This is a genomic window from Pseudomonas sp. JY-Q (genome assembly GCF_001655295.1).
GTDB classification, from domain to species: Bacteria; Pseudomonadota; Gammaproteobacteria; order Pseudomonadales; family Pseudomonadaceae; genus Aquipseudomonas; species Aquipseudomonas alloputida.
The window spans coordinates 2,837,308-2,848,842 of record NZ_CP011525.1 but is presented as its reverse complement, the minus strand read 5'-3'; the positions used below and the strand labels follow the sequence as shown (position 1 = coordinate 2,848,842).

General features: G+C 59.1%; 13 protein-coding genes. 8 read left to right on the top strand and 5 right to left on the bottom strand.

Going from position 1 to position 11,535, the window contains the following annotated elements:
* The first annotated feature begins 2 nt into the window (after window positions 1–2).
* Window positions 3–914, top strand: coding sequence for a magnesium transporter CorA family protein (locus AA098_RS12910; RefSeq protein WP_064614307.1), 912 nt, complete (start codon window positions 3–5; stop codon window positions 912–914).
* A gap of 179 nt (window positions 915–1,093) precedes the next feature.
* The gene (locus AA098_RS12905) at window positions 1,094–1,849 is read left to right on the top strand and encodes a DUF4239 domain-containing protein (protein ID WP_003248187.1); all 756 of its coding nucleotides are present in this window, start codon (window positions 1,094–1,096) and stop codon (window positions 1,847–1,849) included.
* A 312-nt stretch (window positions 1,850–2,161) separates the two neighbouring features.
* Here AA098_RS12905 and AA098_RS12900 read toward each other — a convergent pair whose 3' ends face one another.
* Together AA098_RS12900 and AA098_RS12895 are read right to left on the bottom strand one after the other, a co-directional pair.
* Window positions 2,162–2,548: a putative quinol monooxygenase gene (locus AA098_RS12900; RefSeq protein WP_082916947.1), complete on the bottom strand. Its 387-nt coding sequence runs from the start codon at window positions 2,546–2,548 to the stop codon at window positions 2,162–2,164.
* Window positions 2,549–2,666: 118 nt separating this feature from the next.
* Window positions 2,667–3,674 (bottom strand): zinc-binding alcohol dehydrogenase family protein, encoded by a 1,008-nt coding sequence (locus AA098_RS12895; RefSeq protein WP_003248183.1) that lies wholly within the window; start codon window positions 3,672–3,674, stop codon window positions 2,667–2,669.
* A 105-nt stretch (window positions 3,675–3,779) separates the two neighbouring features.
* On the opposite strand from AA098_RS12895, the gene AA098_RS12890 reads away from it, so the two are divergent.
* The 3 genes from AA098_RS12890 to AA098_RS12880 all read left to right on the top strand — a co-directional run bounded on the left by AA098_RS12890 (window position 3,780) and on the right by AA098_RS12880 (window position 5,891).
* Window positions 3,780–4,670, top strand: coding sequence for a LysR family transcriptional regulator (locus AA098_RS12890; RefSeq protein ID WP_017147641.1), 891 nt, complete (start codon window positions 3,780–3,782; stop codon window positions 4,668–4,670).
* Between the two features lie 124 nt (window positions 4,671–4,794).
* Window positions 4,795–5,367 (top strand): TetR/AcrR family transcriptional regulator, encoded by a 573-nt coding sequence (locus AA098_RS12885; protein WP_212627727.1) that lies wholly within the window; start codon window positions 4,795–4,797, stop codon window positions 5,365–5,367.
* Between the two features lie 47 nt (window positions 5,368–5,414).
* Entirely contained in the window at window positions 5,415–5,891 is a 477-nt protein-coding gene (locus AA098_RS12880) for a nuclear transport factor 2 family protein (RefSeq protein WP_003248177.1), read from the top strand.
* Window positions 5,892–6,003: 112 nt separating this feature from the next.
* Here the strand turns inward: AA098_RS12880 and AA098_RS12875 are convergent, their stop codons facing one another.
* Window positions 6,004–6,870 carry a DMT family transporter gene (locus AA098_RS12875; protein ID WP_003248175.1) on the bottom strand — a complete coding sequence of 289 codons (867 nt, stop codon included), beginning with the start codon at window positions 6,868–6,870 and terminating at the stop codon, window positions 6,004–6,006.
* A gap of 121 nt (window positions 6,871–6,991) precedes the next feature.
* On the opposite strand from AA098_RS12875, the gene AA098_RS12870 reads away from it, so the two are divergent.
* Complete coding sequence (locus AA098_RS12870; RefSeq protein ID WP_054888809.1) at window positions 6,992–8,374, top strand: PLP-dependent aminotransferase family protein; 1,383 nt, start codon at window positions 6,992–6,994, stop codon at window positions 8,372–8,374.
* 128 nt (window positions 8,375–8,502) lie between these two features.
* Here AA098_RS12870 and AA098_RS12865 read toward each other — a convergent pair whose 3' ends face one another.
* Together AA098_RS12865 and AA098_RS12860 are read right to left on the bottom strand one after the other, a co-directional pair.
* Window positions 8,503–9,837 carry an ATP-binding protein gene (locus AA098_RS12865; protein WP_064614305.1) on the bottom strand — a complete coding sequence of 445 codons (1,335 nt, stop codon included), beginning with the start codon at window positions 9,835–9,837 and terminating at the stop codon, window positions 8,503–8,505.
* Window positions 9,834–10,493, bottom strand: coding sequence for a response regulator transcription factor (locus AA098_RS12860; protein ID WP_003248169.1), 660 nt, complete (start codon window positions 10,491–10,493; stop codon window positions 9,834–9,836). Before AA098_RS12860 ends, AA098_RS12865 begins: the two co-directional genes overlap by 4 nt.
* 132 nt (window positions 10,494–10,625) lie before the next feature.
* Here AA098_RS12860 and AA098_RS12855 point away from each other — a divergent pair, with 132 nt between their 5' ends.
* Window positions 10,626–10,949 carry a PepSY domain-containing protein gene (locus tag AA098_RS12855; RefSeq protein WP_003248168.1) on the top strand — a complete coding sequence of 108 codons (324 nt, stop codon included), beginning with the start codon at window positions 10,626–10,628 and terminating at the stop codon, window positions 10,947–10,949.
* A 91-nt stretch (window positions 10,950–11,040) separates the two neighbouring features.
* Window positions 11,041–11,511 carry a DUF2271 domain-containing protein gene (locus AA098_RS12850; RefSeq protein WP_003248166.1) on the top strand — a complete coding sequence of 157 codons (471 nt, stop codon included), beginning with the start codon at window positions 11,041–11,043 and terminating at the stop codon, window positions 11,509–11,511.
* Window positions 11,512–11,535: the final 24 nt, after the last annotated feature.

Here is an 11,535-nt window from a genome sequence, read left to right as displayed (position 1 = left end):
CGATGATCGAACACTACCTCGCCGTAGACGGTGCGCTTCTTGAAGCCCCCGAGGAACGAGCCAGCGTCTGGTTGTGTGTCGCGCCAGACGCCGCGGAGCAATCCAGGCTGTGCAAGTGCCTGGGGGTCAGCGCCCAGTCGCTGGAGTCCTCCCTGGACCCGGATGAAGTGGCGCGTATCGAGATCAAGCCCGATCACCTGTTCCTGATCTGGAAGCGCCCGGAAAACTTTGATGGCCGGGTATTCAATGTCTCGTCATTTGGCGTCGTACTCAGCGAAAAGCGCCTGGTGGTGATCTGCGCCGCCAACTCGCTACTCGCCGGGGTAGACCGGCAGACCGGCATGAGCACCCCACTGGATGTGCTGATGGCGATGCTGGCGGAGAGCGTGCATCACTACCTGGGCCACCTGCGGGTGGTAAAGCAGGTGGCCCGCGAAATCCAGCTGCAGTTCGATCGGACCATGGACAACCAGCACCTGGTGCAGATGTACAGCCTGAGCGAAAGCCTGGTGTATTACGTCAACGCCATTCAAAGCAATGGCACCGTGCTAGCCCTGCTGCGCAGCCATGGCCAGAAACACGGCTTCGGGCCCGAACAACTGGAAATGCTGAATGACCTGATCATCGAAAACGAGCAAAGCTACCAGCAGGCGAAGATCCATGCCCAGGTCTTTACCAACCTGATCGAGGCCCGCGGCAACCTGGCCAACAACGGCATGAACCACGCGCTGCGCAACCTGACCATGATCAATGTGGTGTTCCTGCCCTTGAACCTGCTCGCCAGCATCGGCGGCATGTCGGAGTTCAGCATGATGACCGCCGGCCTGCCCTGGTGGTGGACGTTCCCCGCGCTGCTGCTGGCCATGGCGGTACTCGGGGGGGCCATGGTCGTGGCGTTACGGCGTATGACCTGACCCGCCGTCCAGGAATTTTCGTCGACGTCTACCCATCACCCCGCAGGACGAGATCATGGAACAGTCATACATCGGGTTATTCATGCTGGCGCTGATTGCAATTACAGGCACCCTGATAAGTCTGTTTGAACACGGTCTATCTTCTAAGACTTGACTCAGATTGATCGGAGCCTTGATGCATGAACGCCCTCTGGATCGCACTGGCCATTTTTGGCTGCTTGGTCGCCGCCTCGCTGCTCATGATGCAGTGGTACCCAAAGCTGGCATCCCACCACAGGGATGAGGACACGAACACGGTAATTCGCCTGGTAGCTAACATTTTTGTGGTCATGACATCGCTGGTCTTTGGCTTGATGATCAATTCCGCCAAAAATACCTTCGAGTCCATCGACGCAAACTTCCATGGGTACGCAACCAGCATGATCATTTTTGATCGGACACTGCGGGGCTATGGCGATGCGGCCCAAGACACGCGCAATCGTCTGATCACCTATCTAGAGCACGCTATCGAGACGCCCTATCGGGGGGACGAGGCGCTGCAACACCGTAACAGCGAGGCGGCTAAATACTTGGATGACATAGGCAAAGCGCTGGCCGTTATAAGGCCTGTGGACCGCTACCATGAAACGATGCTTCAGGATATTCGTCAGCAATATCACTCGCTCATTGAGCAACGCTGGAGAATCGTCGAGCAGTCAGAGGGGGCAATTCCTGGCCCGCTTATTGGGATGCTTGCTGCTTGGTTGACGCTCATTTTCGCCAGTTTTGGATACCGTGCGCCTCGTAACTCGATGGTAAAAGGCATGTTCATCCTTTCTTCATTGCTTATTGCGGCTTCCGTGTACCTCGTATTGGACATGGACATACCATTTCACGGTCCTATCCAGATATCCGACGAGCCCCTGCGTAGAGCGCTCGCCGTGATGCAGCTCTAGTGTGGTGTTTCACAAATAACGACCATAACGCGCGGCGCTTTTTGCGCTCATGCGGCGTTGTCGCTCCTCGCCGTAGCTGGGCTACGACTCGTCGCGACGCCTTGCTTGAGCGCAAAAATCGCTCGCGAGTTATTGGCCGTATTTGCAAAACACCACACTAGGCTCTGTACGAAAAGTCTTGAGACGCAGGTCAGGCGAGGCTGTTTTCAACGCAGCATGGCCTGGCTCTGTTTGCCCGCCACGCTTGGGTGTGCCAACGTGCCAATGCTGCTGGCAGTAATGCCACAGTGGCCAGGGCCTGGATGAATGAACTCAGGGACAGGGCGCAACGGCAGATGACACCGGGTCAAGGAAGATCAGTTGCAAGGGCTCTGCCAGCAGCTGTTCAGCCTGCTCGGCAAACCGCTGGAAATGAGCAGTGGTCAGGTGCGCATCCAGGGCCTGCTGGTTATCGAACGCCTCGCGCATGTAGAACGTCCCTGGCTCGTCACGACGTTCGAACAGCATGTAGTCGCGGTTACCGGGCTCCGACCGAGTCGGTTCGATCAACGCCAGCAAGGCCGCTTTGAGCGTTGGTGCCTGGCCTGGTTTGGCCTTGAGGATGGCGAGGGAAACGAGGGGGTAATCTTGTCGGTTCACATCAAGCTCCTGGTCAGTTGCAAAGAGCAGGCACGGTAGTGCCTGCTTCAATGTGTGCATGCGTTTCACCGGGCGTAGCGCCGGGAATGTGCGCAGCGCAGAGAAACACGGTTCGTTCAAGCATGCATGCTCCTGGCAGACCGGATCGACCGGTCCGCCGTTGTCGGTCAAACAGGTTTCAGAAGCCTTCCAGGACGATCTTGCCGCGCGCCTTGCCACTCTCGACCAGCGCATGGGCACGGCGCATGTTGGCGGCATTGATGGCGCCGAAATGCTCGCCCAAGGTGGTCCGCAGGATACCTTGATCGATCAGCCCGGCCACGCGCTCGAGCAGCTCGTGCTGGCGCACCATGTCGTCGGTTTCGTAAAGCGAGCGGGTGAACATCAGCTCCCAGTGCAGCGACAGCGACTTGCGCTTGAGCGGCATGACGTCCAGGGTCTGCGGGTCGTCGATCACGCCCAGGCGACCTTGTGGTCGCAGCACTTCAACCAGTTGCGCAAAGTGTTGATCAGTATGGGTAAGGCTGGCGACATGGCTGACTGACTCGATCCCCAAGGCCTGCAGCTGCCCTTGCAGCGGCGCACTGTGATCGATGACGTGATGGGCGCCCAGTTCGCGTACCCAGTTGCTGGTCTCGGCGCGGGAGGCCGTGCCGATAACCGTCAGGCGGGTCAGTTGCCGGGCCAACTGCACCAGCATCGAACCGACGCCACCGGCAGCGCCAACGATCAGCAGGGCATCGCCCTCCCCGCCGCCCTCCACGATGCCCAGGCGATCGAACAGCAGTTCCCAGGCGGTGATGGCCGTCAGCGGCAGCGCGGCTGCCTGTGCTGCACCCAGGCTACGCGGTTGATGCCCGACGATACGTTCGTCAACCAGGTGATATTCGCTGTAGCTGCCGGGCCTGGCGATGGAGCCGGCGTAGTACACCTGGTCTCCGGGCTTGAACAGGGTCACCTGGGCCCCGACTTCGCGGACGATACCGGCCGCGTCCCAGCCGAGTATTTTCGGCTCACGCGTGAAAGTGCCGGCGCGCACCTTGGTGTCGACGGGGTTGACCGACACGGCGTTGACCTCGACCAGAAGGTCCCTGGGCCCAGGGCTGGGCTTGGGCATGAAGATGTCTTGAAGAGACGCAGGGTCTTCGATAGGCAAACCTTTGTGGATGAAACTGATCGCTTTCATGGGCACTCGCTGCTGAATGTGGTTTGATTTGGCATTGAGTCTGGCGTGCCTGGCGTCCGGGAAAAACGGGCCCTGCCCGTCAACACTTTCATTGCAGGAGTGATAATGATCCGTCTCGACGACCTGGGCATCTTCGTTCGCAGCGCCGCGCTGGGCAGCTTTACCGCGGCGGCCCGCGAGGCCGATCTGCTACCCGGCCAGGCGGCCGAAGCAGTCAAGCGCCTGGAGCGTGAGCTGGATGTGCGATTGTTTGCCCGCACCACGCGCAGCTTGCGCCTCACAGCCGAAGGCGAGCAGTACCTGCCCTCGGCCCTGATTGCCCTGGAAGCCCTCAGGCACGGGCGCGACAACCTGCGTCAGGAAAGCGCCCAGCTCAGCGGAACGTTGCAGGTGGCCGCGCCCTCCGATCTGGGGCGCAACGTGCTGCTGCCCTGGCTCACGGCGTTTCGCCGAGAGCATCCCCAGTTGAACCTGCGCTTCTTCCTCTCCGACCAGATCGCCGATCTGTTCCGCGATCCGGTGGATATCGCCATCCGCTATGGCCTGAACGCCGACGCCAACTATGTAGCCCTGCCACTGGCACCTTGGAACCGCAAGGTACTGGTGGCCTCGCCCGAGTACCTGGCGCGGGAAGGCACCGTGCAAGCCCCCGAAGATCTGCTCGAACACCAGTGCCTGCTGTACATGCAACAGGGCCGGGTCTACGACAAGTGGCAACTGGGTACGCAGACCGTCCAGGTGCGTGGCGCCCTGCTCTGCGACGACGCCGATATTGCCCGGCGCTGGGCCGTGGGCGGCGAAGGGATAACCTACAAGTCGTGGCTGGATGTGAGCGACGATGTGCTGGCGGGAAGACTTGTCGTGCTATTGCAGGACTACCCCGGGCCGACCATGCCTTTGAGCCTGGTGTGCCCGCACCGCAAGCAGTTGTCGCCTGCGGTAAGGCACCTGCACGCCTGGTTGTCCAGCCGCTTCGCCGAACTGGAGCGCGACTGATCAGCGGGAAGCCAGCCGCCCTGATCGAAAGCACGCCGGCACCCCGCTGCACGCAATCGAATAATTTCAAGCGCTGCTTGACCCGGGAGAACGATCGTTCTACTCTGGCTACATGGATAAGCCAATGACTGACACACGCGAAAAAATCCTGGCGACTGCCGAGAAGCTGATTTACGAAAACGGGATTCACGCCACGGGCATGGACCTGTTGGTAAAGACCTCGGGCGTCGCACGTAAAAGTATTTATCGCTATTTTGCGAATAAAGACGAGGTCGCAGCAGCGGCACTCAATGCACGCGATATACGTTGGATGACGTGGTTCAGAAGTGAATGCGAAAAAGCGCAAACGCCAGAAGCGCGCATCCTTGGCATTTTTGATGCACTCAAAAGTTGGTTCGCGTCTGAGGGTTTTCGTGGATGTGCTTTTATCAACACCGCCGGAGAGGTGGGTGACGCAGACGACCCTGTTCGACAGATCGCAAAACTGCATAAACAAAAGCTGCTGGACTACACGCTAGAACTGACCAGCGCATTAGGTGTTAACGATCCGACTGGCTTGGCCAAGCAACTTCTTTTGATTATAGAGGGCACGATAACCGTGGCCCACGTCATGGGTGATCACAGCGCGCTCGACAGTGCACGAGAAATCGCAAGGGTCTTGCTCAAAGATGTGCAGCGCGCAAGCGCTTTAAGTTAAAGAAATACCCACTCAACTGAACCATCCAAACGATTGGAGGCACCACCATGTCCAACGAACACGCTCGTCCGCCACTTCCTCCTTTCACTCGCGAATCGGCCATCGAAAAGGTCCGACTTGCCGAAGATGGTTGGAATACCCGTGAGCCGGAAAAGATTGCGCTGGCCTATACGGTGGACACCCAATGGCGTAACCGTGCCGAGTTTGCAAACAACCGTGAAGAAGCTCGGGACTTCCTCACTCGCAAGTGGAAGAAAGAACTGGACTACCGCTTGATCAAAGAGCTCTGGGCCTTCACCGACAACCGCATCGCCGTCCGTTACGCCTACGAGTGGCACGACGATTCGGGAAACTGGTTCCGCTCCTACGGCAACGAAAACTGGGAATTTGAAGCCGACGGCTTGATGCATCGCCGCTTTGCCTGCATTAACGACATGCCCATCAAGGAAAGCGAGCGAAAGTTCCACTGGCCACTGGGTCGCCGTCCGGATGATCACCCAGGTCTGAGTGAACTGGGCCTGTAATTCAGGTTTAACCTGATCCTTTTACATAAAGGATCAGGTGTTTTGTACAACTCAGCCCGGGGTCAGACGGCGGGGGCTATACCCAACTGTTTGACTGGGCATGACGCTGTGCTTAGGCATATTTCCTGGCCCCGTAAACACAGATGACAGCCCCCAGCGTCACGAGCAGCATCGTCCAGCTGACATGCTCGTGCAAAAGCAACGCTGCCAGCCCAAGCCCCATGAACGGCTGAAAGAGTTGCAGTTGGCCCACAGCCGCAATCCCCCCCTGGACGAGCCCTCGGTACCAGAACACAAACCCGATCAGCATGCTGAACAGTGAAACGTAGCCAAAGCTGAGCCATGCAGGAGCACTTACCCTGGCAAAGTCATCAGGGGCTGGAAGATTGACCACCGTCAGCAGCAGCATGACCGGTAACGCTACAAGCAATGCCCAACTGATTACCTGCCAACCACCCAATGTCCGCGAGAGGCGCGCCCCTTCGGCATAGCCCAAACCACAGACCACAACCGCAGCCAACATCAGCAGATCGCCCACCGCCGATGCCTCGCCTCCGTTCATCAAGGCATAGCCAACGACCAGCCCGGCACCTGTCAACGAGCACAACCAGAACAGTGGCCGAGGTCGCTCACCGCCCCGCAGAACCGCAAATACTGCGGTACACAATGGCAGGAGCCCGACAAAAACAATGGAATGAGCAGAGGTGATGTGCTGGAGGGCGAATGCTGTCAGTAGCGGGAAACCGATAACGACGCCGAGCGCTGTTACGGCCAATGGCGACAAATCCCCCCGTTTGGGGCGAGGCTGCCGTAGCACGATCAGGAAAAGCGCACCCAGCATGGCGGCAATTGTTGCCCTGGCACAGGTCAGGAACGTAGGTTCGAAAGCCGTGACTGCCACTCGGGTGGCCGGCAACGAGCCTGCAAAGATGGCGACGCCTATGAAACCATTGAGCCATCCGCTTGCTGATTTTTCCATCGGTAAGTCCTCGATAAGCCAAGGTTCAGTACATCACCGACAGGCTCGCCCAGGCCATGTACAATCCAATACACTTAAACCGAACTGTTAGGCATATTTATCCAGCACAGTTGAGGGTGTGATGAAACGGAGCGCAACGCGAATTCGAACTGTCATGGGTGAGATCCAGTCGCGGATAGCCTCTCGAACCTACACCCCGGGCGCGAGAATCCCCTCGGTCCGCGCGATGGCTCAGGCCATGCAAGTGTCGGTTTCTACGGTGCTTGAGGCCTATGAAAGGTTGATGGCAGAGGGTGTACTCAACTCTCGCCCTGGCTCCGGCTTTTACGTAGCCGGGCCAGTGGCCCCCCTGGTGCTCACCGAACTCGGCCCAAGGCTTGATCGTGAAGTGGACCCGCTGTGGATCTCGCGCCAGTCTCTAGACACCGCTAGCGATGCGTTGAAACCGGGGTGCGGGTGGCTACCGGCCTCCTGGATGTTCGAAGCCGGCTTGCGCAAGGCGCTTCGCACCGTTGCCCGTTCAGACACGTCGAAACTGACGGAGTACGCCTCGCCACTTGGGCATCTGCCGCTCAGGCAGTTCCTGTCACGCAAGCTGACAGGGATCGGGGTCGAAGCCCCTCTTGAACAGCTCATGCTCACTGAGTCCGGCACCCACGCCATCGACCTGATCTGCCGTTTTCTGCTTGAGCCGGGGGACACTGTGCTGGTCGACGACCCCTGCTATTTCAATTTTCACGCACTGCTGAAAGCGCACAGGGTGAACATCGTAGGCGTTCCCTACACCGCGACGGGCCCGGACATCGATGCATTCGGCGCTGCCCTGCTCGCGCATTCTCCCCGGTTGTACATAACCAATTCAGGCATCCACAACCCGACCGGCGCTACCCTGTCTCCGGTCACGGCACACAGGTTGCTGAAGCTGGCCGACAACTCCAGCCTGGTGATTGTAGAGGACGACATCTTCGGGGATTTCGAGAGTGCGCCAGCGCCACGGCTGTCTGCCTTCGATGGCCTCTCTCGTGTCATCCAGATCGGTAGCTTTTCCAAGACCATCTCCGCTTCGATTCGATGCGGCTACATCGCGGCTCGCAGTGACTGGATCGAGAGCCTGGTCGATCTCAAGATTGCGACCACATTCGGGGGTGGCCGCCTGGCCGCGGACATCATCCATCTGGCGATTACCGATAGCGGGTACCGGAAACACATGGAGAGTGTTCGCCTCAGGCTGGCCGAGGCTATGGACAGAACGGTAGCGAGGCTTCGGGCCATTGGCATCAAGCCCTGGATAACGCCCCAGTCAGGCATGTACGTCTGGTGCCAACTCCCTCAAGGCAAGGATGCAGCAACGCTGGCTCGGGCTTGCTTGAATGAAGGTGTAGTGCTGGCGCCTGGTAACGCGTTCAGCCAGTCGATGGCTGCGGGTGATTTCCTCCGTTTCAACGTTGCCCAATCAGGTGATGGCAAAATTTACGAAGTGTTGAAACGGGCGCTGAGTGCTTAGTCGCGTGACCATCCCCGTTCTGCCTGAGCAAGGATCGTTAGATGCAGGCCTTCATCTCCTTACATTCAACCTGGCCGAGGCTCGGGTATCAGGAAAGCACTGTTGAACGTGGTGAGTTCCAGGGTCTTTCAGGATGGGGCAAGCGGTAACCAGATGCAGACTTCAAACCCATCGCGTCGACCTGTTGCCGGGGAGAACAATGCCATGCGCGCGTTTACCCCCTGCACGATGGTTTTGGCAATCGCCAAGCCCAGCCCTGAACCACTGATCTCACTGTGACCGCGCACAAAACGCTCGGTCAGGTGCTCTAATACAGACTGCGGCACTGCCGGGCCGCTGTTGACTATCCGCAGCTGTGCCTGATCGGTGAGACTGACTTCGACCGGTTGGTCCGTTGCACCATACTTCAGCGCATTCTCAATCAGGTTGCGCAGCAGGATGCCAAACGCGTCCGGGTCAATGATCGAGTACACGCCGGCCTGACTTGGCAACTGCAACTCGATGCGCTGCCCGCTGCGCTGGTTCCACTCGTCGACGCCGTGGGCAAGCAACGGAATCAGGTCTTGTGGCGTTTCGGACAACAGCCCGCCGCCCTCCGCTTTGGCCAACTGCATGAGCTTTTCTGAAAGCCTTGAAAGCTCGCGCAACGCCTGCTCGATCTTCTGCGCACGCAGTCGCAGCGGACCTTCCGGCGCTTCGTGGTGTAACCGCTGGATCTGCGCCAGGGTCGAGGCCAATGGCGTGCGCAGCTCGTGAGCGCTGTTGGCGGTAAAGCTGCGCTCGGCCTCAAGGGCATTGCGTAAGCGCTCCAGCAGGTGATTGACCGCCTCCGCCAACGGATCGATTTCTGCTGGCAGGTGCGCCACCTTGATCGGCGACAAGTCACCCACACCGCGTGTTTCAATGGCACGACGATAAGCCCGCACGCTGCGCAGGCTGAAACGTACAAACAACCAAGTGCCCGCCAGGCTGACAGGAATCAACACCATTAGAGGCAACAACAACGCAAACAAGGCCTCCCGCGCGGCTTCACGACGATGACCAAGCGGTTCGGCCATCTCGATGAACAGTGTCTGGCGCAATGCGCTACCGCCATACAATCGGTATTTTTCAGAAGTGGAAAAACCTTCAGACGGTTGTCGGTTGAAAATCTCCGGGTTGGCGTCGTGAGATTGCATCAGGATCTTGCCCTTGGCGTCGCGCACCAGGTAAGTCAGGTACTCCTTGTGCATCTTCAGCGTCGCGACGTGTTGTGCAGTCCGGGATTCTTCCCGATTGCTGATTTCCAGCACAGCCAAGGGCAGGATGCGTTGTGCTGTCTCTTCCAAGGCGCTATCGAACGCTTCGTTCAACTCATGCCGCACCACGAGCCAGGCCCCCACTGTCGCTACCAGCCAGAGTAAGGTCATACCAAGCGTCAGCCCCAGGCCGAGACGTATCTGCAGGCTCGAAGACGGCTTCATGCGGACATTAACCGGTAGCCCATGCCTCGCACGGTTTCGATCAGTTCGCGTCCGAGTTTTTTACGTAGACGGCTGATGTATACCTCGATGGTATTGCTCTCGATTTCAGCGCCGAACGCATACAGCCGCTCTTCGAGCTGCGACTTTGACAGCAGTGCGCTGGGGCGCTGCACAAACGCCTCGAACAGCGCCCATTCCCGCGCCGTGAGGTCCACCGTCGCACTGCCCCGCTGCACCGTGCGGGCACTCATGTCGACCTGCAAATCACCGAGTTTGATCTGTGGATTGGGGTTGCCGCTATAACGGCGGCCCACCGCTGCCACGCGGGCCGAGAGTTCAAACAGGTCGAACGGTTTGACCAGGTAGTCATCGGCGCCAGCGTTCAGGCCGGCGATACGATCGGAAATCTGATCCTGGGCGGTCAGGATAATCACGGGGGTCACGTCTCCTGCCGCGCGTTGTTGACGCAGAAAGTCCAACCCGCGCCCGTCCGGAAGCATCAGGTCCAGCAAGATCAGGTCGTAAGGCGTGGTGCGGACGCTGTTGCGCGCGTGGTCCAGGCGCTGTACCCAATCGACGGCGTGGCCGTCATCGGCAATTTGTTCGCGCACCGCTTCACCCAGGCCTGGAGCGTCCTCAACCAATAGAACCCGCATCTGACATCTCCTGAGATGGTTGCCTTGCAGCACCTTAATCGCCTTGCCTGATGTGAATCTGAAGATTCAGCTGGCTGTCAGGTAGGCACTTTAGGTTATGCCACAGACGCCGCCCTCGACAGGAGACAAGTCATGAAATCCGGTTTTATTGCCAATGCCACGCTGTTGGGCTTGCTGGTCAGCGGTTACGCCCTGGCCGGTGACGACTGCAGCGACCCAGTAAGCGACTGGCAGCCTCGCGAAACCTTGCGTCAGCAGGTAGAGCGGCAATACGGCTGGCGCGTGCAGCGCATCAAGGTCGACGACGGCTGTTACGAACTCAAGGGCCTGGACCGCAAGGGCAATGACATCGAAGCCAGCTACTCCCCGGCATCGCTGCGCCTGAAGACACTCGAGGTCCATTTGCGCAATGACGGCGATGCCAATGACTATCTCGGCAGCCCGCTCGCCGAATGACAACTCACCTGTCTATGAATTTTCCTGCCGTTCAGGTTGCTGTCAGCCGGCAGGTCCAGGCTCTCGACCTGACGATCAAGAGGACACGCTCATGAAGAAGATCATCGCAGCAACCTGCCTCATCGGCGCCATTACCCTACCGGCGCTGGCCCAGGCCCGTGAAGTGACCCTGACCACGCAGCTCAAGGACTACAGCGGCAATGATGCCTACCTGGCGATCTACGTCACCGACGCCAATGGCCAGTACCAGAAAACCCTCTGGGTGGCCGGCAAGAAGGCCAAATATTACAAGCACCTGGCCGACTGGGCCCGGGGCAGCGGGATGAACCCGAGCGAGTTCGACGGGGTCAGCGGCGCCAGCGTCGGCAGTGGGGGCACGCTGAAAGTCAGCGTAGAACTGGCGGACACGCTGATTGATGCCGGGTATCAGATCCGCATCGACAGCGCCGTCGAGGACAAACGCGACGCCCGCGGCGATGTCAGCGTGCCGCTGACCTCCAAGGGCGCAGGCAAGCCCGCGACCGGCAATGCCTACGTCGACGCCTTTACTTACGACCTGTAGCACCCGCCACCTCCGGAGGCTGAA